27 protein-coding genes are annotated in these 25,161 nt (G+C 55.7%); 12 read left to right on the forward strand and 15 right to left on the reverse strand.

From position 1 onward, the window contains the following. Window positions 1-35 precede the first annotated feature (35 nt). Entirely contained in the window at window positions 36-839 is an 804-nt protein-coding gene (locus HKD32_RS07575) for an SDR family NAD(P)-dependent oxidoreductase (RefSeq protein ID WP_061933359.1), read from the reverse strand. A 152-nt stretch (window positions 840-991) separates the two neighbouring features. Here HKD32_RS07575 and HKD32_RS07580 point away from each other — a divergent pair, with 152 nt between their 5' ends. Continuing rightward, on the forward strand, window positions 992-2,161 hold the full coding sequence (locus HKD32_RS07580) for a hypothetical protein (protein ID WP_062503087.1): 1,170 nt from the start codon (window positions 992-994) through the stop codon (window positions 2,159-2,161). Window positions 2,162-2,184: 23 nt separating this feature from the next. Here the strand turns inward: HKD32_RS07580 and thiL are convergent, their stop codons facing one another. The 3 genes from thiL to nrdR are packed head-to-tail and all read right to left on the reverse strand — an operon-like array spanning window position 2,185 to window position 4,118. Next, window positions 2,185-3,132, reverse strand: a complete 948-nt coding sequence (thiL, locus tag HKD32_RS07585; RefSeq protein ID WP_194257799.1) for a thiamine-phosphate kinase — start codon at window positions 3,130-3,132, stop codon at window positions 2,185-2,187. A 3-nt stretch (window positions 3,133-3,135) separates the two neighbouring features. Then, complete coding sequence (gene nusB, locus HKD32_RS07590) at window positions 3,136-3,618, reverse strand: transcription antitermination factor NusB (RefSeq protein WP_063904675.1); 483 nt, start codon at window positions 3,616-3,618, stop codon at window positions 3,136-3,138. After that, entirely contained in the window at window positions 3,615-4,118 is a 504-nt protein-coding gene (gene nrdR / locus HKD32_RS07595; RefSeq protein ID WP_010501613.1) for a transcriptional regulator NrdR, read from the reverse strand. The genes nusB and nrdR overlap by 4 nt, the downstream gene beginning before the upstream one ends. 107 nt (window positions 4,119-4,225) lie before the next feature. On the opposite strand from nrdR, the gene HKD32_RS07600 reads away from it, so the two are divergent. Further along, window positions 4,226-4,690 (forward strand): copper chaperone PCu(A)C, encoded by a 465-nt coding sequence (locus tag HKD32_RS07600; RefSeq protein ID WP_061933057.1) that lies wholly within the window; start codon window positions 4,226-4,228, stop codon window positions 4,688-4,690. Between the two features lie 16 nt (window positions 4,691-4,706). Here HKD32_RS07600 and recQ read toward each other — a convergent pair whose 3' ends face one another. The 8 genes from recQ to HKD32_RS07640 form a co-directional block, all read right to left on the reverse strand. Further along, entirely contained in the window at window positions 4,707-6,617 is a 1,911-nt protein-coding gene (gene recQ / locus HKD32_RS07605; protein WP_228118863.1) for a DNA helicase RecQ, read from the reverse strand. Next, window positions 6,571-6,978 carry an OmpA family protein gene (locus tag HKD32_RS07610; protein ID WP_010501619.1) on the reverse strand — a complete coding sequence of 136 codons (408 nt, stop codon included), beginning with the start codon at window positions 6,976-6,978 and terminating at the stop codon, window positions 6,571-6,573. Before HKD32_RS07610 ends, recQ begins: the two co-directional genes overlap by 47 nt. Window positions 6,979-7,037: 59 nt before the next feature. After that, window positions 7,038-8,711 (reverse strand): thiol reductant ABC exporter subunit CydC, encoded by a 1,674-nt coding sequence (gene cydC / locus HKD32_RS07615; protein ID WP_061933049.1) that lies wholly within the window; start codon window positions 8,709-8,711, stop codon window positions 7,038-7,040. Next, a complete protein-coding gene (gene cydD, locus HKD32_RS07620; protein WP_061933048.1) occupies window positions 8,708-10,396 on the reverse strand; it encodes a thiol reductant ABC exporter subunit CydD in 1,689 nt (562 codons plus the stop codon). The genes cydC and cydD overlap by 4 nt, the downstream gene beginning before the upstream one ends. Window positions 10,397-10,505: 109 nt before the next feature. Continuing rightward, entirely contained in the window at window positions 10,506-12,284 is a 1,779-nt protein-coding gene (locus HKD32_RS07625) for a sensor histidine kinase (RefSeq protein ID WP_228118864.1), read from the reverse strand. Window positions 12,285-12,375: 91 nt separating this feature from the next. Beyond that, on the reverse strand, window positions 12,376-12,549 hold the full coding sequence (locus HKD32_RS07630) for a NepR family anti-sigma factor (protein ID WP_194257801.1): 174 nt from the start codon (window positions 12,547-12,549) through the stop codon (window positions 12,376-12,378). A gap of 204 nt (window positions 12,550-12,753) precedes the next feature. After that, on the reverse strand, window positions 12,754-13,329 hold the full coding sequence (locus HKD32_RS07635; protein ID WP_010501628.1) for a sigma-70 family RNA polymerase sigma factor: 576 nt from the start codon (window positions 13,327-13,329) through the stop codon (window positions 12,754-12,756). Between the two features lie 122 nt (window positions 13,330-13,451). Continuing rightward, window positions 13,452-14,027, reverse strand: a complete 576-nt coding sequence (locus tag HKD32_RS07640; protein ID WP_082785239.1) for a sigma-70 family RNA polymerase sigma factor — start codon at window positions 14,025-14,027, stop codon at window positions 13,452-13,454. 127 nt (window positions 14,028-14,154) lie between these two features. Between HKD32_RS07640 and HKD32_RS07645 the strand changes: the two genes are divergently transcribed. Together HKD32_RS07645 and HKD32_RS07650 are read left to right on the forward strand one after the other, a co-directional pair. Beyond that, window positions 14,155-14,886 (forward strand): response regulator, encoded by a 732-nt coding sequence (locus tag HKD32_RS07645; protein WP_194257802.1) that lies wholly within the window; start codon window positions 14,155-14,157, stop codon window positions 14,884-14,886. A 58-nt stretch (window positions 14,887-14,944) separates the two neighbouring features. Further along, window positions 14,945-16,756 (forward strand): ABC-F family ATP-binding cassette domain-containing protein, encoded by a 1,812-nt coding sequence (locus HKD32_RS07650; protein ID WP_194257803.1) that lies wholly within the window; start codon window positions 14,945-14,947, stop codon window positions 16,754-16,756. A gap of 21 nt (window positions 16,757-16,777) precedes the next feature. On the opposite strand, the gene HKD32_RS07655 is transcribed toward HKD32_RS07650, so the two are convergent. Further along, window positions 16,778-17,767, reverse strand: coding sequence for a Gfo/Idh/MocA family protein (locus HKD32_RS07655; RefSeq protein WP_194257804.1), 990 nt, complete (start codon window positions 17,765-17,767; stop codon window positions 16,778-16,780). A 162-nt stretch (window positions 17,768-17,929) separates the two neighbouring features. On the opposite strand from HKD32_RS07655, the gene secD reads away from it, so the two are divergent. Both secD and secF read left to right on the forward strand, forming a co-directional pair. Next, complete coding sequence (gene secD, locus HKD32_RS07660; RefSeq protein ID WP_026017428.1) at window positions 17,930-19,471, forward strand: protein translocase subunit SecD; 1,542 nt, start codon at window positions 17,930-17,932, stop codon at window positions 19,469-19,471. Window positions 19,472-19,476: 5 nt separating this feature from the next. Further along, window positions 19,477-20,424: a protein translocase subunit SecF gene (secF, locus tag HKD32_RS07665; RefSeq protein WP_062016049.1), complete on the forward strand. Its 948-nt coding sequence runs from the start codon at window positions 19,477-19,479 to the stop codon at window positions 20,422-20,424. 77 nt (window positions 20,425-20,501) lie between these two features. Here secF and HKD32_RS07670 read toward each other — a convergent pair whose 3' ends face one another. Further along, complete coding sequence (locus HKD32_RS07670; RefSeq protein WP_194257805.1) at window positions 20,502-20,834, reverse strand: hypothetical protein; 333 nt, start codon at window positions 20,832-20,834, stop codon at window positions 20,502-20,504. Next, window positions 20,834-21,292 (reverse strand): large-conductance mechanosensitive channel protein MscL, encoded by a 459-nt coding sequence (gene mscL / locus HKD32_RS07675; RefSeq protein ID WP_194257806.1) that lies wholly within the window; start codon window positions 21,290-21,292, stop codon window positions 20,834-20,836. The genes HKD32_RS07670 and mscL overlap by 1 nt, the downstream gene beginning before the upstream one ends. A gap of 191 nt (window positions 21,293-21,483) precedes the next feature. Between mscL and rpmE the strand changes: the two genes are divergently transcribed. From rpmE to HKD32_RS07705, 6 genes are all read left to right on the forward strand, one after another. Further along, entirely contained in the window at window positions 21,484-21,708 is a 225-nt protein-coding gene (gene rpmE, locus HKD32_RS07680; RefSeq protein WP_007281980.1) for a 50S ribosomal protein L31, read from the forward strand. A 155-nt stretch (window positions 21,709-21,863) separates the two neighbouring features. Next, complete coding sequence (locus tag HKD32_RS07685; RefSeq protein WP_194257807.1) at window positions 21,864-22,346, forward strand: Hsp20 family protein; 483 nt, start codon at window positions 21,864-21,866, stop codon at window positions 22,344-22,346. A 212-nt stretch (window positions 22,347-22,558) separates the two neighbouring features. Next, complete coding sequence (locus tag HKD32_RS07690; RefSeq protein WP_010501648.1) at window positions 22,559-23,143, forward strand: DUF1013 domain-containing protein; 585 nt, start codon at window positions 22,559-22,561, stop codon at window positions 23,141-23,143. 162 nt (window positions 23,144-23,305) lie between these two features. Further along, window positions 23,306-23,506: a YdcH family protein gene (locus HKD32_RS07695; RefSeq protein ID WP_007281975.1), complete on the forward strand. Its 201-nt coding sequence runs from the start codon at window positions 23,306-23,308 to the stop codon at window positions 23,504-23,506. Next, complete coding sequence (gene purE / locus HKD32_RS07700) at window positions 23,506-24,030, forward strand: 5-(carboxyamino)imidazole ribonucleotide mutase (RefSeq protein WP_010501649.1); 525 nt, start codon at window positions 23,506-23,508, stop codon at window positions 24,028-24,030. Before HKD32_RS07695 ends, purE begins: the two co-directional genes overlap by 1 nt. Continuing rightward, window positions 24,027-25,157, forward strand: a complete 1,131-nt coding sequence (locus HKD32_RS07705; protein WP_194257808.1) for a 5-(carboxyamino)imidazole ribonucleotide synthase — start codon at window positions 24,027-24,029, stop codon at window positions 25,155-25,157. Before purE ends, HKD32_RS07705 begins: the two co-directional genes overlap by 4 nt. The last annotated feature ends 4 nt before the right edge of the window (window positions 25,158-25,161 follow it).

Consider the following 25,161-nt stretch of genomic DNA (forward strand, 5'->3'; position numbering starts at 1 on the left):
CTGCGTGACGTCAAGTTAACGAGATGCTGCTTTTCCTAATTTGACGCACTCTGTCGCACTTCTGCAGAGCGCAGCAGGCGATGAGCGATGGGACGGGGCACCAGCATTTCCAGTAGTCGAGCAAGTGCAAACGGCCATGGGAACAGGAGATGGGCCCTGCCCTGGCCGATCGCACGAGCGATCATGCGCGCAGCTTTGCGGGAGGAAACGAGGAAAGGTCGCGCGCCTTCCAGGCGTTGGCTCATCGGTGTGTCCACATAGCCGGGAGAGACTAGCGTGATATGGACGTTATGCGGGGTCATAGCTGCGTGAAGGGCAGTGCTGAACCGGGCCAGGCCGGCTTTGGAGCCGCTATAGGCCGTAGCAATGGGCAGATCATGGAATGCCGCTACAGAGCCTATCAGGGCAATGTTTCCGCCTCCCCGTGTGACCATTCTCCGGGCCATTTCGGTCGCCAGTGTGACGGGCGTTGTGAAGTTGACCAGAGAGATTGTCTTTACCTGCTCGGGAAGTTCCGTGAGTTCACCTTCCGGTCGGATATCGCCTAGGCCTGCGGCCAGAATGAGAATATCGACTGGAGTGGTGTCATCCGCGGAGCGAAGCGCCTGAAGCGCTGCCTCAGGGTCGCAGAGGTCCAGCGCCAGAGTTTCTGTTGTCGCCCCGTGTTTGGCGGCCTGTGCTGCGACACGATCCAGACGCGTCTGATTCCGTCCCCATAGAACAAGATGTGTGCCAGCCCGTGCATAATGAAGCGCAAGGGCTTCTCCGATGCCGCTTGAGGCCCCGGTGATCAGGATGCGGGATTGAAGACCGGGCCGGTTGGGCGGTGTCGATGTCATGGAAGAAAGATCCATATATTGAAAGTCATGGTCGGATTGGTGGTGGAAAGGTATAGCCTTCCCGTGCCAGAAGATGCGACCCCGTGTCTGAACAGCACGCTACCCTTTATTCCGGAACCTGTTTTCCAACCAGAGGTGCAAGGCCCGACCCTATGACATCGCCCGCTCCGCAAGATGATCTAGTAGTCCGTCCAGTTACGACGCGGGCACATCTGAAGCTCTTCATTACCCTGCCCCGCCGTATTTACGCGGGAATGGCGGGATTTGTTCCTTCCCTGGATCTGGAACAGAACGATCTCCTTAACCCTCGTAAGGCGGCGATTTTTCGTCACTCCAGCATCCGTTACTTTCTGGCATGGCGCGGTAATGTCCCGGTCGGGCGAATTGCTGCAATCGTAGACCATCGTGCAATCGAGTTTTGGGGTGAGAAAATCGGGTCCTTCGGGGCGCTGGATGCTGTACCGGAAGCGTCTGTTGTGGCTGCTCTGCTGGATGCCGCCCGGCACTGGCTGCGGTTGCAGGGTATGGAGCGCGTTCGTGGTCCTGTGACACTGAGCGGAAATGGTGAGTCCGGTCTTATGATCGAGGGGCAGGATCAGCCCTTGATGATTGCGATGCCGTGGCACCCCAAGCTGCTTGGTCAACTCGTGGAAGCCGCAGGTTATGAGCGCACGGAAGACCTGCTGAGTTACAAGCTGGATCTGACGGACGACAGCGAGTCGATTTTCCGGGTCCCAGGTGACCTTACGATTGGCGAAGGACGTCTTGGGTCAATTTCCCTGACTCGCCTCTCCAAGAAGCAGATTGCGGATCAGGGGGAGGTTCTGCGGACGCTTTATAATGATGCCTGGAGCGGTAAGTACAACTTTGTGCCTCTTCAGGACTATGAAATGAAGGCTATGATCGATCAGCTCAAGCCGCTGCTACGGCCTGAGCATTATGTACAGATCGATCAGGATGGAGAGCCTGTTGCCATGGCTCTGGTTGTCCCAAATCTCTACGATATTGCTGGCGATTTGGGCGGTGATCCTTCACCGTTGGGCTGGGTGAAGCTTGGTGTTCGCCTTGGGCTGCATCGGTTCCACTCTGCGCGCGTGATCCTGTTGGGGGTAACCCGCAAGCTGCACGGGACCATGCTCGGGTCTCTGCTGCCATCTCTGGCGATTTCAGAGCTGCTCCGTCGTGGTCAGTCTCTTCCCTACAAATGGGTCGAGCTTGGGTGGATTCAGGAATCCGATACGCGGATGAAGAATCTTGCAGAAGCCGTCGTGCCGCATCCTTACAAGCGGTATCGCCTCTATGAGCGTGCGATCGAAGGCTGAAGTACCACAGGCGCTGGTAGCATTCAGAAGTGCTGCCAGCCGCCTTTCAAAAATTGGATGGCCTGCCCGTTCTGATCCAGCACACGCACACCGTTTCCTGAATGCACAGTCCCTATTCTTGTTATGGGTGTGTAAGCTTTCTGACTGATTTCAATCAGGGCGTTTTCCTGCTCAGGTGCACAGGCCAGAAGCAGTTCGTAATCATCCCCCCCTGTCAGCCGTTGCTCCAACCACTCCGGTCCCAACGACTTTGCTTCTGATGACGCTGGCACGGCTTCAGCCAGAACATCAATGGCCACTTCAGATTCTTCAGCAATATGCTGGCAATCCTGGATAAGCCCGTCTGAAATATCCATCGCTGCATGCACGATACCGTTCAGGGTCAATCCTGTTCTTGGTTGCGGTAACCGATAGCGATCAGCCAGAAATCCTGACGAGTCAGAAATTTTCCCCTGAAGTGCCAACAAGCCGAGAGCGGCGTCTCCTATCGTGCCTGTGACCCATAAGCTGTCGCCCGGCCTGGCGCCATTTCGCCGCAGCGCAGTTCCCTTGTGCAAACGTCCAAACACCGTAGCCGAGAGAACCAGAGGTCCGGATATGGAGGTTGTATCTCCGCCTAAAAGCGTCACGCCGTATCGGGCCTGATCCTCTGATAACCCTGCTACAAAGGCGCTGAACCAGCTATCGTTGTAACGTGAGTTTCGGGGAATGGTGACGTTCAGGGTGTAGGCGTAGGGCGTTGCTCCCATGGCTGCGATATCTGACAGATTGCAGCGCAGGAGCTTTCGTCCGAGCGTTTCCGGCAGATCATCCGACAGGAAATGGACGTTCTCGACCATTGTGTCGGTTGAAATGGCCAGTTCCTGCCCAAGGGGGCAGGAGATCAGGGCGCAGTCGTCTCTAAGGTCGAGACTTTCCGGACCTGCGAGGGGCCGGAAGTGTCGGGCGATGAAACTGAATTCGCCCGACATGGATCAGGCGTTGCCTTCACCGCGACGGCTGAGGGTATCCAGAATGCCGTTTACCATCTTCGGCTCGTCACCGAAGAAGAAACCATGGGCCACGTCCATATATTCGTTGATGACAATGCGGTCTGGCGTATCGGTCTCTGCGATCTCAAAAACGGCCGCACGCAGCAGGCTGCGTAGGACCGGATCAAGACGGGCCATCGGCCACTGTTCTGGCAGCAGGTCGCTGAGTGTGTGATCCACCTTGTCCTGCTTCAGTGTGACACCACGAACGATTTCCTGCATCAGGGTGAGGTCTGCATCAGGGATATGGCCGTCTTCGAAAGATGCCGTCGGACTGACGCGGCGGTGGCGGAGGAACTGGTTGAGAACGGTTTCCGCATTGTCGCCAGACTGTTCGCACTGGAACAGGGCCTGAACAGCGGCAACGCGGGCGATTGTCCGGCTGCGGCGCGTCGGGTGGCTCGTGGGCGCGTCGGATGCGGTCATGGTGTCTCCTGGGAGTCTTTGGTCGGCAGGGACGCGTGTGCGTCCCCGGGAATGGGGTTCATGTCGGCGAGGATCTTCGAGAAAGCCTCGACTTCACGGAAGTCGCGATAGACGCTGGCGAAGCGGACATAAGCCACACCGTCCACCTCACGCAATGCGTCCATGGCAAGTTCGCCGATACGATGTGAAGAAATATCCTGTTCTCCGGAGGCTTCAAGCTGTCGGACCAGTCCGTTGACCAGTCGTTCCTGACGCTCCTCCTCAACCGGGCGCTTGCGCAGTGCCACGCGAATGGAGCGGGCGAGCTTGTCCCGATCAAACGGTGCGCGGCGACCATCGGCCTTGATGACAGTCAGTTCCCGGAGTTGAACGCGCTCAACGGTCGTGAAGCGCTGGGTGCAGGCGGAACAGACGCGACGGCGGCGGATGGCCGTTCCATCTTCGCTGGACCGGCTGTCCTTCACCTGAGTGTCTTCATGTCCGCAGAAAGGGCAACGCATGGACGGTCCTGATTGTTCGGGCCTTGTGGTGGCCGGGGAATTGGAGGCAGTTTACCGGATCATACGTTCCGACCCAAACGGGCCTGTCTGTTTTTAGGAGACTGTCGTTGAAACGGGTATCTGCCGCTTTTGCTGTCCTGTTGTCGTTTTCTGCGGTTCCGGGCTTTGCCCAGGATGCCGGTGCGCTTCCTGCTGCCCAGCATAACCGCCAGAAAATCGTTGTTCTGGACGGAACGCTCTCGCCCTCGTCACACAGCACGTCATACGCCAGCGGCTATTTTACGATTCGCAATGACGATGGTGCGGATCATCTGCTGAAAGGGGTGTCCTCTCCGGTCTGCTCCAGCATCACCGCACATCACACCAATCAGGAACAGACTCAGGCAACGAATGATCTGTTTTCCCATCTGTCCCTTCCCCATAATTCGGAAATGATTTTTCCACCCTCAGGGTATCACCTGCTGTGCGGCGGCATTACGAAGCCTTTGCAACAGGGAGAGAAAATCCCGTTTACTTTCCAGTTCCTCGATGGGGACAGCATTACGATCGGGTTCACGGTCAAGCCCGTATAATCAATTCCGGGAAATCTCAGGCCATGATTTTGGCCGAGATTTCCTTGATGACTGCCAGAACCGATTCGCCATACCGGTCGAGCTTGGATGTTCCTACGCCTTTGATGCTGGCAAGCTCCTGATGGCTCACCGGATGCTCCCGGGCAATGTCCCGTAGAACAGAGTCATGGAAAATGACGTAAGGCGGGATTTCCTGTTCCCGGGCTTCTGAAAGTCTCCATTGGCGTAGTGCATCGAACACGGTTTTTTCTTCAGCCGATAGACTCTCGTTTTCCTGATTGCTGGACGGTGTGCGGGCGATCAGGCTCTGGCGCGTATCCTGACGTAGCCGAATTCTCTCGTCTCCGCGCAGGATCGGGCGTGCGATGTCTGTCTGAAGGGCCAGACTGCCATGTTCGCCATGGGTGCGGATGGCACCCCGCGCAATCAGTTGCCTGACAACCGCTCGCCACCAGTTTTCCGTCTGATCCTTCCCGATCCCGAAGACGGATAAATGCTGATAGGCGTGGCGTTCGATGGTTTCGTTCGTCTTGCCTCGAAGTACGTTGGTCAGCTGAACGGCTCCAAGACGCTGACCGGTACGGTAAATCGCGGACAGGACTTTCTGGGCCGCCTCTGTCCCATCGAAGGTGGAAACAGGCGTGATGCAGTTGTCGCAATGTCCACAGGGCTCTGACAGATTTTCACCAAAACAGGCCAGGAGAGCCTGTGTTCGGCATCCTGTGGTTTCGGTAAGAGCAATCATGCTTTCCAGCCGGGATTGCATGACACGTTTCTCGTTGTCGGGAGCGTTGGACTGTTCCAGCCAGTGGCGAGCCCGCGCCATATCCTCACCGCCATACAGCAGAAGCGTATCGGACTTTTCTCCGTCACGCCCTGCCCGCCCAATCTGCTGATAATAGGCTTCCGGCGAAGACGGCATATCCAGATGGATCACACAGCGGACGTCTGGCCGGTCAATCCCCATGCCAAACGCAATCGTGGCGACGATCACCATGTCTTCACCGGAGCGAAAGCGCATAAGGGTTGCACGCTTCTCTATGGGAGACAGGCCCGCATGATACGGAAGAGCCGTCAGACCTTTTTCCCGTAGCATGGTTGCGGTGCGCTCGGTTTTGTTCCTGCTGCCGCAGTAGACGATGGCTGCTCCGGTGCGATGGCTTTCCAGCGCTTCAAGCAACTGCTTGCTCTCGCCACCTTTGGGGCGTGCTTCCACAAACAGGTTAGGCCGGTGGAAACTGGCCATCAGAACCCGTGCGTCGGGCATTCCCAGAACATTGAGAATATCATCCCGTGTTCTGGGGTCGGCTGTGGCCGTCAGAGCAATGCGGGGAACATTGGGGAAGAGTTCCGGCAAGGACGCAAGAGCGCGATATTCGGGACGAAATTCATGTCCCCAAGCAGAGACGCAGTGTGCTTCGTCAATTGCGATCAGAGAAATCTGACGCTTTGACAGGAAATTGCCGGTTCCGGGCTGGAGAAGCCTTTCGGGTGAAATGTAGAGGATGTCGATCTTGTTGTTCCGCAGATCGTCGCGCAGGATTTCCCGCTCTTCTGTCTCCAGTTCCGAGTGGAGAGCCGCTGCACGAATACCAAGCTGGCGAAGACCTGCGACCTGATCGTCCATCAAGGCGATTAGGGGAGACACAACGATGCCCATGCCATCTCGGCACAGGGCTGGAACCTGATAGCAGAGACTTTTTCCGCCACCGGTCGGCATGAGAACGAGAACGTCCTCACCGCGCATGACGGTCTCTACGGCTTCTCCCTGAAGGCCGCGGAAACCGGAAAACCCGAACACATCCGACAGGACCTGTTCGGGTTTACGGCCCGGACTGGGCGTAGGGTTCAGAGATCCCTCCGTCACTCCGGACGCCGGATCACTGGCCCGGATTGATGGTGATGGAGACGCGGCGCAGTGCAACATGTGAGGCGTCAATCGTTGTTTCCGGCTCTGGACGGATTTCAATTTTTGCGCCGTTTACACCGTCATTGGCGAGCTGGGTTGCGACGGCCTGTGCACGGCTGTCAGCCAGTTCCTTCAGAACTGCCGGGTCGCCATTCATGCCAGCGGACCCTGCCACACGGATGGTTTTTGCATTTTCATTGCGTGCAGCCGTTGCAGCCTTCGTGACAACAGCCTGAGCAACAGGGCTCAGGGTCACGGAATCACGGTCAAAAAATACGACATAGCTGTCGCGGGAGGGCTGATCCGCGCAGCCAGCCAGAGCGGCGGTCAGGACGAGAGCCGGAGCCGCAAGACGGATGGAAGAAAGAATACGAACCATGGCGTAACGTCCTGAAAGAAAGGATTGAGGCCTCTAGGTGCCTTGTCGGCAAAGGCTGGTCAACCTGCGCTTGAAACAACGTGTCCGTTCTCGAGACGCCAGATTCGGTCCAGCTTCTCAACGCCTGTCAGGCGATGGGCGATCAGTAGCACGCTTCGACCATCTCCAACATTGTTCAGGGTTTCCAGAAAGGCTTTTTCTGTATCTGCGTCCAGGCCGGTGGCTGGTTCGTCCAGAATGAGCACGGGCGCGTCCGAAAGCAGGACGCGGGCGAGTGCAATACGTCGCCCCTGCCCGCCAGAAAGCTTGGAACCACTTTCGCCAATCCACGTGTCCAGACCATCCGGAAGGTTCCGAACCGTATCTGCGATTTTCGCCTGCTCCAGGGCGGTCCACAGCGCATCTTCGGAGAGATCCGTGCGGCCGAGAAGCAGATTATCGCGGATGGTGTCATCAAAGAGATGGCTGGACTGGGAGAGCCACGCGACCTGAGAACGCAGGGTTTCGTTCTGAAGTGTTGCGATATCTGTTCCGCCCAGAAGGATCTTGCCTTTTTCGGGGGCGACGACCTTGAGGAGCAGAGCGGCAAGGCTTGATTTTCCGGCGCCTGAAGGGCCAATCAGAGCAGCGCGTTCCCCTTCACGAAGAGTGAGTGTCAGATCCTGAAAAACGGGTGCCCGGTCGGGCGTCCAGCGGAAGGCCACATTCTCTACGCGGATGTCATGACGAGCAGGTAGGGCTGCTGTTCCTTCAGGAACCTGAGAGCCACGCTCGGCCACTTCCATAATACGTTCTGCCGCGTGTGAGACCTGTCCGTACAGGAGGCCTGCGCGGGACAGGCCTGTGACGCCATCCAGAGCTGTAATGGCGACAAACAGGGCTGCAATACCAACAACTGGTGCGGATTGCTGAAAGATCAGGCCAGCGACGGCGCACAGGATGACGGCGATTCCGGCTTTTGCGATCAGACCTGCTAGCCCGTTTGTCAGTGCCATACGAAGCGCCTGACGCTGCTGCGCGGCAAACAGTGCATCCTGACGTTGCGTTACGGCGTTTGCTAAGACGTCTTCAGCGCCAAAAGCTCTTGCTTCCCGTAAGCCGGAGGCGAGATCGAGAGCTGCTACTCGGAGGTCCGCATCTGCATGAAGAATGTCGGGGCCGAATTTTCTGGACAGGCGTGCGGCGATCCAAGGCAGGACAAATGCCAGAATAGCAAAAAATCCTCCTGTGATCAGGCCAGGTAATAGGCCCGCTTTCAGCCAGACAACAGTTGCGACCGGAAGCGTCAGAACGGCTGCTGCTAATGGAATGAGAATGCGAAGATAAAGATTGTCCAGAGTCTGCACATCAGACACCAGCCGCGACAAAAGATCGCCTGACCTCTGGAAGCCGAGGCCTGCTGCTGCCCCTCCGGCCAATCGGCGGTAAAACCACACACGCAGATCAGACAGTGCGCGGAACATGGCGTCGTGTGTATAGAGCCGTTCAAAATAACGGAGAACGATCTGGGAGGAGCCAGCGATCTGCAGCAGCATTGATCCAGCGGCGACACCGACAGCAGCTGCGGCGACGCGGCTTCCTGCTTGTCCCATCAGAAGCAGGCCGGAGCACACAGCCAGTTCTGCGATAATGCCACCGGTTATCAGGCGGCCGTAATGTGGCTTCCAAATTTGGATGACGCGGGAAAGAGCTGTTCCATTTTGGGGATGCTCGGACTGAAAAGAGGCGCTCATGCGGCTTCCTCCGTGTAGGAGATGGCGTGCCCTTTGTTCAGAACGAGGTGTCGCCCGTGGAACTGTCGAGCCTGTGCGGAGTGTGTACAGAGAACAACTGTTCGCCCCTGCGCCAATGTGTGAAGGCTTTCCAGAATTTCAGCTTCTGTTATCGGGTCAAGGTGGGACGTAGGTTCGTCCAGAAGCAGGATCGGTGCGTTTTTGAGGAATGCCCGCGCAATGGCAATACGCTGTGCCTGCCCCCCGGAGAGACCGAAGCCTCCCTCGCCGATACGTGTTTCAAGTCCTTCCGGCAGCATGGAAAGATAATGGTCGACCGCTGCAGCAGAAATCGCTGCATTCAGTTCCTGATCAGAGGCTTCAGGTTTGGCAAAGAGAATATTTTCCCTGATCGTGCCAGCAAATAGAACAGGTTTCTGCCCAATCCAGCTGATTTGTGCAGAGATTTGACGGGGCGTCATGTTGGCCATGTTCTGGCTGCCGAGGAAGATCGACCCTTCGGATGGTGTAACGAAGCCAAGAAGCAGCTCAAGGAGCGTTGATTTTCCTGATCCGGATGGGCCTTCCAGGATCAGTGTTTCACCAGCGGGAAGTTTAAAGCTGACGTCGTGAATGACGGGGCCGCGGTCTTCGGTCCATGCAAAAGAAAGATTTTCTGCCATAATCGCCAGGCTGGCTGGTGCGTCTGTGGCAGAACAACCCACAACATGGCTTTCTTCCGGCATGGGAGCGAGTGCATGCATGGCTTCTGCTGCGGCTGACGCATGAGCTCTGTCTTGATACGCCGCAGAAAGAGCACGGAAAGACGCGAACGCTTCTGGCACCAACAGGATTGCATAAAGAGCGCGGGTCAGGGTCAATTCTGGCGTCGAACTACTGAGACTATGGCTCTGTGTGATGACAATCAGTACGAGAGCGACAACCATAGCCACATCTGTCGTTGCAGATGCGAGGAAAGCGATGCGGAGCACTTTCATTGTCCGTAGACGCAGATCATCGGCACTGTTGGCCAATGCCTGTGTTTCACGCTCCGTACCACCCGACAGAACGATGGTTGCAATTCCTTTGACGCGGTCCAGAAATCGCGTCTGAAGGCGGGTCATGGCCAGAAACTGCTTGCGGGACGCGACGGCTGTAGCGATGCCAAAAATAGCCTGGAAAACAGGCAGAGTGGCGCAACAGATCGCAAGAAGAATGCCCGCTTGATGATTTTGCCAAAATACGGCCGCAACCACGATCCACTGAGAAACCAGCCAAAGGGCTGAAGCAGGCAGCCAGCGTGCAAAATACCCGTCCAAAGCTTCTATGCGATCGACCAGAGTTGAGGCGATGACGGAGCTATGTTGACGGCGAAGAAGAGCGGGCCCTTCCCCAAGAATACGCGCAAGAATTTCCGAGCGTAACCGACGACGCGCAGAAAGACTTGAACGTGAGGCCATGACTTCCTGAATAACACCCAGTCCTACTCGAAGCAGACTGGCCATTAGAAACATTCCGATCGCTGGTGGTGCACCGGCGGAGTGGGATGTCAGGATGGAAGCAAGTGCCCGGGCCAGAGCCCATGCCTGCAGAAGACCCAGCAGGGTCGAGAGCAGTCCGAGGATCACTACGATGGAAGTGCTGGAACGGCTGGCTCGTCCCTGCGCCTTGATCCACGCTTTTGCGATTGTTTTATCGGCCTTCATGATCCCTGCATATAGGTCGCAAAATTGCTGTAAGACAGCCTTCGACGCATTTCTTGCAGCTTATTTAGATTTTTATGCCCATTTTCAGGAGTCGGAACTCCAGTACGCCTTACGAGATGGGCGAATCGTCTCTGTTGATTGCCTGCTGCGCGATGGCGACCGCGGTCGGAACGGGATCAGCGGGAACAAACTTTAGATTATACCAGGTGCCACCATCATTGTTGATCAACAGGTCCGCGTTGATTTGTCGCGCAAAGCCTCGGATTAACTGAATGCCTATGCCTTCACGTCGCGTGCGGGACTCGGAGGCGCGGGCGGCGTCCAAGCCAATCCCGTTATCTCCAAGTTCAAGTTCAACGAGACCCTCTTTTTCCGGAGGGGGATTGGGGACGCGACGAAGCGAAATACTGATAGCGCCTGATCGGTTTTCAGGGAATGCATACCGAAGAGCATTGCTAACGACTTCTGTGACAATCAGTGCCACCGGAACCGCCTGATCCGGTGAGATCAGAACATGCTCAATGTCCAGCTTCAGCCGAATACGAGTCTGCGTATTCATGTTGTGAGCAGAGAACAGGATGGAACATAATTCTTCGAGGAAGCTCTGAACGTCGAGCGCCGATAAGCCGTTCTCTGAATAAAGATAGCGATGAAGGGTGGCGAGCGCTCTGACCCTGTCCCGCACAAGTCTGAATTCCTCGCGGGCTTCATGGGAACGGATACGACTTGCCTGTAGATTCAGCAGGGATGCAATGACCTGAAGATTGTTTTTAACGCGATGGTGGATTTCCCGAATCAGCATATCCTGATGATGGGCAGATTTTTCGAGTTCCTGCTCATGGCGTGTCAGACGACGTGTTGCACGGAGAAACGCCCGTTCAAGATGGCGGATTTCCAGCGGGATCGAGCGGTTGATACGGGGATCAAACGGGGCGCCCCTCCTCCATTCTGCGACGGCAAGAGCAAGTCGCTCTAGTGGCTCTACAAGAAAGGTACGGGCGGCAAGGGCAACGGCGATCAATTCCAGTGCTAGCAGTCCTGCAATTAACCCCACCCGAATAAGGAAAATATTAAGAGCTCTGCTTTCTTCATGTGTGCGCTCGGTGGCGACAAGGAGGCTGACCGGGCCATAGGCATTCTGAAGAACATAAGTCGTGCCTTTGATCGTGAAGGCATCGTGCAAGGCATGTCTTGTAAAGTCTGTTTTAAGACGCTCGTGAACTGCTGTGGGAAGTTCAGGGATGTCGGGATGATCAGGGAAAAGCGAAAAGATCGCTTGACCCCCCATCAATAGAAGATGACGGGCATTGTCATTGACGCCCAGAAGAAGTCGGCCATCTCCCATTGGCAGGTGGCTTCTTTGCCATCCAAGCGTTCGTACTGCTACGATATAACCGGTAATGGCGCCCTGATTCATCAGTGGGACAACGAAGCGGATGAGTGGGCCGCGTTTGCCCTTCAGAACGTCTACGCCAATATTGGGCCGATGAGCGCCGTCATAAAGAATAGGAAGCAGTTCGCTCGAAGTGCAGATTGCCGGGTCTTGAGATGACGGTGGTGGCAGAACCACGACGGGGCGACCGTCCGCATCCGTAAGAACCAGTGAACAATAGTGGTGCTGGGAGATGGTTTGTACGAGAGCAAATTCCCTGAGAGCATTGTCAGGGGAGATGTTTCCCTCTGCGAGCATATCCAGAGCGGTATGGGTCTGGTCCATATCGCTGGATAGTTCAGAGAGGGCTGTTTGGGCGTCTTTCTCGGTACGAGAAAGCGCATTCCCTACATTTTCCTGATAATTATGCCAGGCAAGCAGTCCCGCAATGGTGGCCAGTGGCAGAGTCGTTGCGACAATGAGCGCCATGACACGGGCACTGACAGTGTCTAGCATTCTCACACTGCGAAAAATCATTCTGCGGTAAGGAATGATCAGGCCCCTTGAGACCGCCGACCCGATATCTCAGGTCGGGCAGCAGATTTTTTCACTTGTTGCGGTCTTCTTCGATAAGCTTGAGGAGCTCGTCAGGAATAGGTTCGTTCGCAACATCGTCAAAGAGCTGATGAAGTCCGCGGCTCAGCCAGATACCAAAAGGAGAATCGTTCTCTTCAACTTTTGGTTTTCCGGATGAGGATTTGGACTTGTCTCCTCCGGTCATTTTATAGTCCTGAGCCTCTCTGTGACAAAGGAGAACAGTCGCTTCTGTCCCTGCGGGCTGCCTGCCATCGGTCGACCTTATCAGAAGCCGATGAATGAGGCAGCGACGGAGTGTTTACAAAATACAGCAGACCCGCCGCAATTGCCTTAATTCCGAAATGGACAATTTTTTAACGTCCGTGCAAGGCTAAAAGTTCATATTCGCTCAGGAAAGAAACAGATCATCCGCAGACTTGCCGTCGCGATGGCGGGCATCAATCGCTTCACGTAGCGCTTTTACCTTGACACGGAGCTTGTCGTTGCTGGGCATTTCTCCCGTCATCCATGCTTCAAGCTGACGACGTGCGCGGAAAACGCGACTTTTTGCTGTACCAACGGCGCAGTCCGTAGCTTCTGCCAGAGCTTCATAGCTCATGCCCTGAATAACAACCATCACGAGCGCTTCCCTCTGATCAGCCGGAAGGCGCGATAGAGCGAGAGAGAGGTCCTTTAATGCAAGACTGTCTTCATGTGTGGCCGGGCTTGCAAAATTGGCTGCTGGCACATCGTCGATATCTGTCGTCTCACGGCGTTTGCGCAGATCGGAGATGAAGCGATTGCGAAGGATACGATGCATCCAGGCAGAAAAATTGGTGCCGGGTATAAAGCTGTTCTGGGCGGCAAGAGCATTGCACACAGCATCCTGAACCAGATCTTCTGCAGCTGCGCGGTTGCGGGTCAGGGAAAGGGCCTGAACGCGAAGCTTCGGAAGAATGGCAATAACCTGGTCATGGAACGTCATGGGAAATACTCCTGATTTCGTCCTGTTTCATGGGATCAATGAACGGAACTTCAGGATCGTTGCATCCAGATGGAAAATTTTTCTATTTTTCTTGAAAATTGCTTTTTAACAATGAGTTACTATTAATTTTCCAATGAGCTGTCTGTTGCTGTTAGAGCCGCTAACTGGCTTCTGGCGCGGGACACCCTTGCTTTCATGGTGCCAGCAGGAACATTGCAAATACAGGCCGCATCTTCATATGAAAGCTCCTGCGCACCGACCAAAATGATGGCTTCCCGCAGAAGGTCTGGCAGTTTCCACAGAATTTCCCCGAGGTCTGTGATGGCATCTCTCGCGCTTTGCATGGAAGGAGCCTCGGAAGAGACGGGCATATCGAGTTCGAAATCCTGCATGATCTCCTGTTCGCGGGAAAAACGCCTGCGTTGCTCGTAAAAGGCATTTCTCTGAATTGTGAACAGCCACGCCTTGAGCGTGGTTCCTGTTTCGAACTGCGTCTGGGCTGCGAGAGCCCGCACGACCGTATCTTGCACAAGATCATCTGCTGCCGTCGCATCACGGGTTAAAAAACGCGCAAAACCGCGAAGGTCGGGGAGTGTTTTGAGGAGTTCCTGATGGAAGGAAGATCCTCTTTTCTCCTGCGGAGCCGGTAGCGTGCCGGAAACAGGGTTTGTCAGAGGATTGTCCTTCCAAAGGAACATGTGAGGTGCGACCGGATAACGAACACTAGGCGCGTCATGCTGGTCGTGTCATGATTAATCAATTGCCGCAAACGGATAGCTCTTCATAAGGTTTCCGTGCGACCATTCTGCAAGAGGCCAAGAACCCATGACTGACACGGCACGTCAGGAACTTATCGCGGCGCTGCCTTATGCCCGTCGTTTTGCTCGTGCGCTGGCCGGGGATCAAGCGCAGGGAGATCGTCTGGTTGCCAGCGCTCTGAAAGATTTACTGGTTGAAGGAGAAGCAGACCTCCCTGCCCGACTGGCTCTCTATGGCAAGCTTGTGCAGGAATTTTCTCACAAGTCTGCCTCGCAGGCCAGTATGACGTTAACGCAGAGAGCTTTGTTGCTTCTGACGTCTCTAGAGGAGCAGTCGCTGGGTTCAGCTGCACGTGCATTGTCCATTTCTGAAGAAGATGCAGCAAGTGAACTTGGAATTGCCCGTCAGGCTTTGCAGGGGATTGCCCAGACATCAGTGCTGATCATTGAGGATGAGCCCATCATTGCGATGGATATTCAGGATCTCGTTGAACGGTGTGGTCACAAGATTGCTGGCGTAGCTCATACAGAGGCCGATGCTGTCAAATTGGCTGCTGAGACTAAACCGGGCTTGATACTCGCCGATATCAATCTGGGAGGCGGTGGAGACGGTATGCATGCTGTCGGTCGTATCCTTAAAACGCATGAAACCCCTGTTATTTTTGTAACGGCCTATCCTGAGCGTCTTTTGACCGGAGAAGCGCACGAGCCTTCCTTCGTGATTACGAAGCCGTTTGAGCCGTTGGCTCTGGCTGTTGCGACGTATCAGGCCGTAACAGGTGGCGTAGAGCCGGTTTGAGTTGAAAACAGGAATTGGGAGCCTTGCGGGCTGACGTCTCCTGCGACACATAGGAGGCATGTCGGCACCCATCCTCCTTCTCCAGAATATTACCTACACTCTTGGCGGGCGCCCGCTCCTTGATGGAGCGGAGCTTGGCGTCCTGCCGGGAGAACGTATTTGCCTTGTCGGGCGGAACGGCTCGGGCAAATCCACGCTCCTCAAAATAGCGGCGGGTGATATCATCGCTGACGACGGAACGCGTTTCGTTCAGCCGGGAGTGAAGGTCCATTATCTGGCCCAGGAGCCGGATCTTTCTGCCTATCCTTCCACATTTCATTATGTCGCTGACGGTCTGGACGAGACAGAGCATTATCGTGCCCGCGGCATGTTGTCCGAACTTGGCATGACAGGTGACGAAGGGTGCGAGCGGCTTTCAGGCGGTGAAGTGCGTCGTTGTGCTCTTGCCCGGGCGCTGGCGGCTGAGCCGGACCTGTTGCTTTTGGATGAACCGACCAACCATCTTGATCTGCCAACAATCACATGGCTCGAAAAAGAACTGGCTGCGTCCCGCTGTGCCATGATTGTCATCAGCCATGACCGTCGTCTTCTGGAAACGCTGTCTCGCAGTGTTGTCTGGCTTGAGCAGGGTAAGACGCGCCGTCTGGATCAGGGGTTTTCTCGCTATGAGACTTGGCGAGACGAGGTTCTGGAGCAGGAAGAGCGCGATGCTCACAAGCTGGATCGCCAGATCGCCCGTGAAGAAGACTGGATGCGATATGGTGTAACAGCTCGGCGAAAGCGGAACGTGCGCCGTGTGGCTGAACTCGCGACATTGAGAATCAACCGTCGGGAAATGGCTTCGCGCGGCACTGGTACGCTTCGGATGGCTGCTACCGAGGCTGATGGCGCGGGGAAAATCACGATTGGTGCCGAGAATCTTGGGTGGTCTTATGATGACCGGCAGATCGTCAAAAATCTTGATCTCAAGATACTTCGTGGAGACCGACTTGGACTGGTCGGGGCGAATGGTGCTGGCAAAACGACCCTTATTCGACTGCTGACGGGTCGAATGGCTCCTCAGGAAGGTTCGGTCTATATTGGACCGTCTGTTGCTATGGTGACGCTGGATCAACAGCGTGAAAGTTTGGATCCCGCTAAAACGCTTTCTGATACCCTGACGGGCGGAAGCGGCGATATGGTTCAGGTCGGAACTGAGAAGCGGCATGTTATTGGATACATGAAGGACTTCATGTTCCGGCCCGAGCAGGCTCGTACGCCCGTTGGAAAGCTGTCGGGTGGAGAGCGTGGCCGTCTGGCTCTTGCGTGCGCTTTGGCCAAACCCTCCAGTCTCATGGTGCTGGATGAGCCAACCAACGATCTCGATCTGGAAACGCTCGATCTGTTGCAGGAGATGCTGGCTGATTATGCGGGTACGGTTCTGCTCGTCAGCCATGACCGTGATTTTCTGGACCGGGTTGCGGGCTCCGTTCTGGTGTCAGAAGGGGATGGTCATTGGATTGAGTATGCAGGTGGATATTCTGACATGCTGGTTCAACGACGTGGCGAAGCCCCCGCAGAGAGAAGTGTTGACGAGAAGTCGTTCGTTAATCCTGACCCTAAAAATATCGTAAAATCAGAAAAGAAGCAGACAAAGCTCAGTTATAACGACAAGCGTGCACTTGACCTTCTTCCCGGAAAAATGGCCAAGCTGGAGAAAGAGATCGTTACGTATAGAGAAGCTCTGGCCGATCCTGCTCTCTACACGCGCGACCCTGCCAAATTTGCGAAAATCAGCGATGCTCTTCAGGCCGCAGAAAATGCTCTGACAGAGGCTGAAGAGCAGTGGCTGGAACTGGAGGTCAAGAAGGAAGAGCTGCAATCTCAATGAGTTGTTAGTGTAATTTCAGGTCTAATCCATCGCAGGGATAAGACCTGAAAGCTCCATGGTTTTGCGGGAGGCATGAATGCTTTCCGTGACGCGGATCGCGGCATCCAGCGCCCGGATGCCAGCCTGTGCGTCTACGAGCACCGGAGTGCCTTCGAGGCATGAGGTTGCAAAAGCCTGATGTTCGACGGTCAGGTTATCATGATCGTTCCAACTAATGGCTTCTCGCCGGAACCCTCCGGTGCCTGGAAGCGGCAGGCCACGTTCACGCCCGATAAAGCTCAGTTTGCGCTCCATGAAGTCAGCAGACAGGTATCCGTCCTGTGAGAAAAGTCTCATACGACGTTCTGTTTTCAAGGAAATTCGGCTTGCCGTAATCGTGGCGACGCAACCGTTTTCGAAGCGGACACGCGCATTCGCAATGTCTTCATGCTCGCTCGAAACCGCGGCACCGATAGCGTCAATGGCAGCGATGGGGCTGTCTACAATCGCCAGAACGAGATCTAGGTCGTGGATCATCAGGTCCAGAATGACTGATACGTCTGTGCCGCGTGGTTTGAAGGGCGCGATGCGGGTCGCTTCGATGTAGAGGGGTTTTGTGATCCGTTCTGTAATAGCTTTGTGTTCTGCGGAATACCTAAGCAGGTGGCCGACCTGAAGAACCTTCCCTGTTCTCGCTGCGACTTCCGCCAATTGGTATGCTTCATCCAGCGTTGCTGCGATCGGTTTTTCCACCAGAACATGACGATCAGCTTCAAGCGCCTTGCTGGCGAGTTTGAAGTGATACTCGGCTGGGGCTGCGATGATGACGGCTTCGACGTCCGCCAGGAGTGCCTCGTAAGTGGGGGCAAGCGCGCATTTTGCTTCATGGGCAACCAACGCCGCCCTAGCTGGGTCAGGGTCGAAGAGCGCCACCAGATGTTCAGCCGGATTTGCCGCTGACTTGAGAGCGTGAAACCGCCCGAAATGACCGGCACCGACGATGCCGACCCGAAGCTGTCGCCGAGTGTTCATGCGTGACAGGATTACCAGCCCGCCGCGCCTTCGCAAAGGCGTCAGGTCCGGAATGGGCGAACAATGTTGGTGAAAGGTTGCATCGGCATTGCGGAAGCGGCATGGTCCCGCGCAAGAAACTCGAACCGTCCAAACCCGCCGAGGACATCTCGACCCGTTATGATGTATTACAGCCGGCTCAGACTGCTGGGCGTCGCAGGCGTTTGCCTGATCGGCCTCCTGCTGTGTCTGCCCAATTTCATGCGTGCCCCCACGCCGTCCCTGCCCTGGCGGCAGATCCATCTTGGCCTTGATCTTCGAGGTGGGTCATACCTGCTTCTTCAGCTTGATCTGAAGTCTCTTGAGCATGATCGTTTGCAGTCCCTGCAGGATCAGGCGCGTCAGACCCTTCTGGATAAATCTCTCGGTTACCGGGATTTTCAGAAGGACGATCAGACCGCCAGTCTCAGCTTTGCGCCGCGTTCAGATGATGAGCGTGCTGCAGCGTTGAAGACCATGCAGGATCTTCCAGTTGTTGTGCCGGATGAGTTCCATGTCACAGAAGCGAATGGTCGCATTGTCCTGACGCTTCAGCATGACGCCATGCTGGCCCGTGCCCGCGATGCTGTGGCTCAGTCCATTGAGATCGTGCGTCGTCGTATTGATGCGACGGGTGCGATTGATCCGAGTATTGCCCGTGAAGGTGATGACCGGATTGTCGTGGAACTGCCGGGCGTGAGTGATCCGGAGCGGATCAAGACCCTTCTAGGAACGACTGCTCGTCTAACATTCCGTCTGCTGGCGCCCAATCCCAGCGTCGCAAGCCCCGGCTCAACGATGCTTGAGGATATCAGCACGCACTCTCAGGTTGCTGTTCAGGATCATGTCGATGTTGATGGAACAGATCTGACGAACGCTGGTGCTGTTATTGATCAGCAGAGTGGTGGTTGGGCTGTCACGTTCCAGCTTAACAGTGCTGGCGCGACAGCTTTTGCGAACACGACCCGCGCGAATGTCGGCAAACGCTTTGCGATTGTTCTGGACAACAAGGTTATTGAGGCTCCGAACATCATCAACCCGATCACGGCTGGAAGCGGCCAGATTACGGGTGGATTTGATGCGCATAGTGCGTCTGACCTTGCCCTTCTGCTGCGTGCTGGTGCCCTTCCCGCTCCGCTCGCCGTCATTGAACAGCGGACGATTGGTCCGAGCCTTGGTGCAGCCTCTATCCATGCCGGTATCATCAGCCTGGGTGTGGGCTTCCTGCTGGTTGTTGTGTTCATGGTGCTCTTCTACGGACGCTTTGGTCTGTATGCTGATATCGCCCTGTTTGCGAACCTGATCCTGATGGTGGCGATCCTCTCGCTGTTCCAGGCAACGCTGACGCTACCGGGTATGGCGGGTATGCTTCTGACATTGGGTATGGCGGTGGATGCCAACATCCTGATCAACGAGCGTATCCGTGAGGAAGTGAAGCGTGGTCGTGGGCCGTTGCAGGCTCTTCAGGCCGGGTTCGAACGTGCGACCAGCACGATCGTGGATAGTAACGCCACGGCGTTTCTGGCTCACGTCATGCTGTTCGTGTTCGGTACGGGGCCGGTGCGAAACTTCGCTCTGACCATCACGATCGGTATCGTGACGACCCTCTTTACGACCCTGCTGCTGTCACGCTTCCTTGTCGTGCGGTGGTATGCCCTTGCCCGTCCCAAAGAACTGCCGGTCTGAACGTCATGCTGTCACGTCCCCTACTCCGTTTTGTCCGTGACGATCGGCGCATTAATTTCATGCGTGGCCGTCACATGGGGCTTATCGTTTCGGCGGTTCTCTCCATTGCGTCTGTTATTCTGTTCTTTCAGCCGGGTTTGAAGCTTGGTCTGGATTTCCGGGGTGGCATCATTGTTGAAGCTCAGACGCCTGGTGCGGCTGACTTTGGTAAACTGCGCTCTGCTCTGGAAAAGGCAGGTATCCATCCGGATGCCGTGCAGGCTTTTGGTTCTCCGCGTGATGTACGGATCTCGATCAATGCACCTGAAGGTGCTGACCGGGAGGCTCAGACGCAGAAGCTTGTAGATGGCGTCAAGACTGCCATCTCCGCTGCTGAGCCTGGAACGCAAGTTTTGCGGGCGGATGCCGTTGGTGCTTCCGTGTCTTCCGAACTGTTCCGGGATGGTCTGCTGGCGCTCGGTTTCAGTCTTGCGATGATCCTGGCTTATATCTGGATCCGCTTTGAGCGTGAGTTCGCCATCAGCGCGGTTATCACGCTCATCCTTGATCTGACGAAGACGGTTGGTTTTCTGGCCATCACACGTTTCGAATTTGATCTGGTTATGGTGGCAGCCCTGCTGACGATTCTTGGTTATTCAACCAATGACAAGGTCGTGGTTTATGACCGGATCCGGGAAAATCTGCGCAAATATCGCACGATGCCGCTGCGGGAGCTTCTGGATCTTTCCATCAATGAGACGCTGAACCGTACGCTTGGAACGTCCATGACGGTGTTTCTGGCGGCTCTACCTCTGGCGCTGTTTGGTGGCAGTACCCTGACGGGTTTTGCGACTGTCATGCTGTTTGGTATCGTGGTCGGGACGTCTTCTTCCATCTTCATTGCGGCGCCACTCCTGCTGCTGATGGGGGAGAAGCGTCTGCGTAAGGGGGGCTCCACTCCCGAAGCGGAATGAGCTTTTCTCCAGAATTTTGAGACAAAAAAAACCGGCTCCATAAGGGCCGGTTTTTTTTGTTTCAGAGGTCTGGCTGTTTAACTCGACAAGCTGCTCAGAAGTGCTGCGATTGCAGCATCCGCCTTTCGGTTTTCCGCAGATGTCTGAGAGCGCATCGCATTCAGAACGGCTTTTTGGGCATCATGATCCAGAGAGATCAGCTTTGGAACATTCCGGGCGGTAATCCGCCCTCCCATCAATGCTCCGCGCGCCATGCCGTGAGCCATAAGATAGGCATATAAGCGGGCATTTGGGGATGGTGGCACGCCTTCCATCGGACGTGCCACGCATCCTGCAAGCAGGCCTGTCATCAGAACAAAAATGCTCATTCTTTGAATGAAGGTCGTTCCGGGAAAGGCCTGCCGAGACATCAGGACGCCTTGCTGGCGAGGATGTCGCGGATTTCCGTCAGAAGGACTTCTTCCTTTGTGGGTGCTGGCGGAGCTGCTGGAGCAGTTTCTTCCTTACGGTGCAGCTTGCCGATGAGGCGCACGACCCAGAAGATGAAGAACGCAACGATCAGGAACTGGATGACGGCATTCAGGAAAACACCGACGTTGACGGTGACGGCACCAGCCTTCTGGGCTTCTTCAAGGGTGTCCTTAACCGGTCCTTTGAGGGTGATGAACAGGTTAGAGAAGTCAACACCGCCGGTCAGAAGGCCGATGAACGGCGTCAGGACGTCCTTGACGGCGCTGTTCACAATGGTTGTGAACGCTGCACCGATGATCACGCCGACGGCGAGGTCCAGAACATTGCCGCGCATGATGAATTTCTGGAAATCGCTGACCCAGCCCAGAGTGTGCAGGGCGTGTTTCGTTTCGCTCATAAAAAACCTTTCTTGGGGGAGCCGCAGAGACGCGGTTGCAGGCCTGAAAAGTTATGCCTGCATCAGCCCAGAAATAAACGGACTCAGGCGATCCCGTAAAGTCTGCTTTCATCCTGTAGGACTTTCCGTTATACGCGCCTCATGATTCGCTCCGGTCGGTATCGGAGCTTTCTTCCTGGAGTAGAGAATTCATGAAATCCGGCATCCATCCCGACTACCACGAAATCACCGTCATCATGACCGATGGCACCGAATACAAGACCCGCTCCTGCTACGGCGAGCCGGGTGCCACCCTGCGTCTGGACGTTGACCCGAAGTCCCATCCGGCATGGACGGGTGTGCAGCGTATGCTCGATACCGGAGGCCAGGTTGCCAAGTTCAACAAGCGCTTCGCTGGTATCGGTACCCGCAAGTAAGCTTGTCTGCCTCCATGCGCGCCTCTTGAAGCGTCGCAGGACAGGTACCATCTGGAATATCGGTCATGACGCCTTTCGGGTCGTGACCGATAGACCAATCGCGGTTCGCCTCTTTGGGAACTGCGCCAGATGAACCCTGCCTTAAGGAGGTTTCCATGTCCTACGACTTTACGCCGTTGTTTCGCAGCGCAATCGGCTTTGACCGTCTGGCCCGCATGGCCGGAAATGCTGCCAATGCTCAGGCCATGCCGAGCTACCCCCCTTACAATATCGAAAAAACGGCTGAGACGGATTACGCTCTGACCATGGCGCTTGCCGGTTTTGGGCCGGAAGATGTCGAGGTGCTTCAGGAAGAGAACACGCTTGTCATTCGCGGGCGAGTGCCTGAGAGCAACCGTGAACGCGAGTGGCTGCATCGCGGCATTGCGACGCGCGCATTCGAGCGCCGGTTTGTGTTAGCGGATCATACCGAGATTGATGAAGCTGAATTGCGGAATGGATTGCTGACGATTGTTGTTCGGCAGGTTGTGCCGGAAACTGCAAGGCCACGTCGTATCCCCATTGTTACTGCGGCATCGTCCCAGACGGTCTCGCATGAAGCCCAGCATTGTCATATTGAGTCACATCAGGCGGCATGACGACGGGAGGCAGGGCTGCTTTTTGTTCAGTCCTGCCGTTTCGACCTTGACCGGAGGCCGGATGGTGCCCCATATCGTTTCCATTATCGCCGCGCATCCAGCAGGTGCCGCGATTATATCCCGAGCGGGCTTTCAGTTCTCCTCTCCGGGTACGCCAATCGGTGCCTGCGCTTTCGCGGGCCCCTGAAGCGCCCCACAAGGAACGCACTGACATGACTCTGCCTTTGATGCCCAAGGCCACGGCCGTCTGGCTGATCGAAAAAACCGGCCTGACATTCACACAGATTGCTGAGTTCTGCGGCATGCATCCGCTTGAAGTGCAGGCGATTGCTGATGGCGAAGTTGCTGCCGGCATCAATGGCTACGATCCAGTCAAGAATCACCAGCTTTCCGAAGCTGAAATCAAGCGCTGTGAAGCCAACCCTGACGCCAAGCTCAAGATTCTGTCTTCCGGAAGCCCGGTCAAGCGCCGTGCCAAGGGGGCCCGCTATACGCCGGTTGCGAGACGTAACGATCGGCCGGATGCGATTGCGTTTATCCTTCGTCAATTCCCGCAACTCACGGAAGCCCAGATCGTCAAGCTGCTTGGCACGACGAAGGATACCATCATCAAGGTGCGTGATCGCCAGCATTGGAATAGTGCCAACATCAAGCCCCGCGATCCGGTTATTCTTGGGCTGTGCACGCAGATGGATCTCAATGCTGCTGTGTCAGCGGCTAATGACCGTCTTGCGCGTGAGGGACATACCCTGCCAGTTGTCAGCGCGTTTGACGCCCACGAAGACGAAGCTCTCTAAGTCAGACGATGGGGATGCAGTGCCGGATGGGGCTGCATCCTTTTTTATTGGCATGGGCTGGAAACAACCTCTGCCTTTTTGCCTGTGATATGGAGACATGATGGTGGACGGAACGACTTCAGTTCTCCATCATGCCCAGACAGAGTTCCGGGACTGACAGCGATGATGACTGACAATAATGCCATGCTCAGACGCCTCCACGAACTGCGGAGCGAGCATCGCGATCTTGATACAGTCATTGAGCGTCTGGTGGACCATCCCCTCAACCAGCTCCAGCTTCAGCGTCTCAAAAAACGCAAGTTGCAGCTTAAAGACGAGATTTCCTGGATCGAGACCCGTCTGATTCCGGATAACATTGCCTGATGAGCCAGATCCTTTCTTCCAGCGAGACCCTTCAAGCCGAGAGCGCCGTGCGCGTTGGCGTCATCATGGGAAGCCAGTCTGACTGGGAAACCATGAGGCATGCCTGCGATATTCTGGATGAACTCGGTATCGCCCATGAACGTCGGATTGTCTCCGCGCACCGCACGCCTGACCGTCTTGCCGACTATGCCCGGACGGCCCGGAGCCGTGGGTTGCATGTGGTGATTGCGGGCGCTGGCGGCGCTGCCCACCTGCCAGGTATGTGTGCGGCATGGACCTCTTTGCCTGTTCTGGGAGTTCCTGTTGAAAGCCACGCCCTGAAGGGACAGGACAGTCTTCTGTCCATCGTTCAGATGCCGGGTGGTGTGCCTGTGGGAACACTGGCAATTGGCAAGGCGGGCGCGAAAAATGCTGGCCTTCTGGCTGCCTCTATTCTGTCTCTCTCTGATCCTGAACTTGCGGCGCGGCTTGACGCATGGCGCGGCACGCAGACGGCTGCGGTTGCGGACGTACCAGTCGAATGACAGTGCAGACGAACGCCGTATTTGAGCCGGGGAGCACGATTGGGATTATTGGCGGAGGGCAACTCGGCCGCATGTCAGCCATGGCTGCGGCCAAGCTGGGCTATCGCGTTCATATTCTGAACCCTGCTCCGACGAGTCCTGCAATCGAAGTTTCGGCTTCTGCGACGATTGGCTCGTATGATGATCCAGCGGCTCTCGAAGAATTTGCATCTCGTTGTGATGTCATCACATTTGAATTCGAGAATATTAGCGCCGAAGGATTATCGCTTCTGGCGAAGCATCGGCCTGTTCGCCCTGCAGGCGAAATCCTCCGTGTGAGTCAGGATCGTATTCTGGAAAAGACGCGTCTGGCCAAAGCGGGGATTACACTTGCTCCCTGGAAGGCTGTGTCTGGCCCGGAGGACCTGAAGGCTCTGGAAGAACTCGGTTTTCCTCTCCTTCTGAAGACCACGCGTTTTGGGTATGATGGCAAGGGGCAGTTCCGCGTTGAGAGTGCGGAAGCGCTTTCTGCACTGACAGATCTTCCCTACCCTCTTGTTGCCGAGAAGATGATTGATTTCCAGCGTGAACTGAGCGTCATGGTCGTGCGTGGTATTGACGGGACTGTCCGGTGTTTTGATACGGTCGAAAACCGTCATCGAAACGGTATTCTGGATGTCACTCTCGCACCTGCCCGGATTATGCCTGATGTGGCTGAGGAAGCTCAGGCGATCGCGATGAAAATTGCGATGGAACTGGAACTTGTAGGCATCATGGGGGTGGAACTGTTCCATGGAGCCGATGGTCAGCTTCTGGTGAATGAAATTGCTCCTCGCCCGCATAATTCAGGGCACTGGACGATGGATGCGTGTTTGATCGACCAGTTTGAGATGCACATCCGCGCTGTGACCGGGTTACCTCTACCGCCTGCACGGCGTCATTCAGATGCCGTCATGCACAACCTTGTTGGTCCGGAAGATATGGCGCGCGTGACGGGTATTCTGGCAACGGATGGCGCATCGCTTCATCTGTACGGAAAACGTGAAGCCCGACCGGGCCGGAAGATGGGGCACGTTAATACGATTTTTCCTCGTGGTGCCCTGCCGGGTGAACTGGCGCTGGAAGGTCTGCTGCCCCCACGAGGCTGAAGCA

The sequence above is a fragment of the Gluconobacter japonicus genome, from assembly GCF_015244665.1.
In the GTDB taxonomy this organism is placed as follows: Bacteria; Pseudomonadota; Alphaproteobacteria; order Acetobacterales; family Acetobacteraceae; genus Gluconobacter; species Gluconobacter japonicus.

Bases quoted from the DNA above. Each gene is read 5' to 3' on its own strand.
- HKD32_RS07575 (WP_061933359.1), bottom strand. From the start codon at position 839: ATGACATCGACACCGCCCAACCGGCCCGGTCTTCAATCCCGCATCCTG.
- HKD32_RS07580 (WP_062503087.1), top strand. From the start codon at position 992: ATGACATCGCCCGCTCCGCAAGATGATCTAGTAGTCCGTCCAGTTACG.
- thiL (WP_194257799.1), bottom strand. From the start codon at position 3,132: ATGTCGGGCGAATTCAGTTTCATCGCCCGACACTTCCGGCCCCTCGCA.
- nusB (WP_063904675.1), bottom strand. From the start codon at position 3,618: ATGACCGCATCCGACGCGCCCACGAGCCACCCGACGCGCCGCAGCCGG.
- nrdR (WP_010501613.1), bottom strand. From the start codon at position 4,118: ATGCGTTGCCCTTTCTGCGGACATGAAGACACTCAGGTGAAGGACAGC.
- recQ (WP_228118863.1), bottom strand. From the start codon at position 6,617: ATGTTGCACTGCGCCGCGTCTCCATCACCATCAATCCGGGCCAGTGAT.
- HKD32_RS07610 (WP_010501619.1), bottom strand. From the start codon at position 6,978: ATGGTTCGTATTCTTTCTTCCATCCGTCTTGCGGCTCCGGCTCTCGTC.
- cydC (WP_061933049.1), bottom strand. From the start codon at position 8,711: ATGAGCGCCTCTTTTCAGTCCGAGCATCCCCAAAATGGAACAGCTCTT.
- cydD (WP_061933048.1), bottom strand. From the start codon at position 10,396: ATGAAGGCCGATAAAACAATCGCAAAAGCGTGGATCAAGGCGCAGGGA.
- HKD32_RS07625 (WP_228118864.1), bottom strand. From the start codon at position 12,284: ATGCTAGACACTGTCAGTGCCCGTGTCATGGCGCTCATTGTCGCAACG.
- HKD32_RS07630 (WP_194257801.1), bottom strand. From the start codon at position 12,549: ATGACCGGAGGAGACAAGTCCAAATCCTCATCCGGAAAACCAAAAGTT.
- HKD32_RS07635 (WP_010501628.1), bottom strand. From the start codon at position 13,329: ATGACGTTCCATGACCAGGTTATTGCCATTCTTCCGAAGCTTCGCGTT.
- HKD32_RS07640 (WP_082785239.1), bottom strand. From the start codon at position 14,027: ATGTTCCTTTGGAAGGACAATCCTCTGACAAACCCTGTTTCCGGCACG.
- HKD32_RS07645 (WP_194257802.1), top strand. From the start codon at position 14,155: ATGACTGACACGGCACGTCAGGAACTTATCGCGGCGCTGCCTTATGCC.
- HKD32_RS07650 (WP_194257803.1), top strand. From the start codon at position 14,945: ATGTCGGCACCCATCCTCCTTCTCCAGAATATTACCTACACTCTTGGC.
- HKD32_RS07655 (WP_194257804.1), bottom strand. From the start codon at position 17,767: ATGAACACTCGGCGACAGCTTCGGGTCGGCATCGTCGGTGCCGGTCAT.
- secD (WP_026017428.1), top strand. From the start codon at position 17,930: ATGTATTACAGCCGGCTCAGACTGCTGGGCGTCGCAGGCGTTTGCCTG.
- secF (WP_062016049.1), top strand. From the start codon at position 19,477: ATGCTGTCACGTCCCCTACTCCGTTTTGTCCGTGACGATCGGCGCATT.
- HKD32_RS07670 (WP_194257805.1), bottom strand. From the start codon at position 20,834: ATGTCTCGGCAGGCCTTTCCCGGAACGACCTTCATTCAAAGAATGAGC.
- mscL (WP_194257806.1), bottom strand. From the start codon at position 21,292: ATGAGCGAAACGAAACACGCCCTGCACACTCTGGGCTGGGTCAGCGAT.
- rpmE (WP_007281980.1), top strand. From the start codon at position 21,484: ATGAAATCCGGCATCCATCCCGACTACCACGAAATCACCGTCATCATG.
- HKD32_RS07685 (WP_194257807.1), top strand. From the start codon at position 21,864: ATGTCCTACGACTTTACGCCGTTGTTTCGCAGCGCAATCGGCTTTGAC.
- HKD32_RS07690 (WP_010501648.1), top strand. From the start codon at position 22,559: ATGACTCTGCCTTTGATGCCCAAGGCCACGGCCGTCTGGCTGATCGAA.
- HKD32_RS07695 (WP_007281975.1), top strand. From the start codon at position 23,306: ATGATGACTGACAATAATGCCATGCTCAGACGCCTCCACGAACTGCGG.
- purE (WP_010501649.1), top strand. From the start codon at position 23,506: ATGAGCCAGATCCTTTCTTCCAGCGAGACCCTTCAAGCCGAGAGCGCC.
- HKD32_RS07705 (WP_194257808.1), top strand. From the start codon at position 24,027: ATGACAGTGCAGACGAACGCCGTATTTGAGCCGGGGAGCACGATTGGG.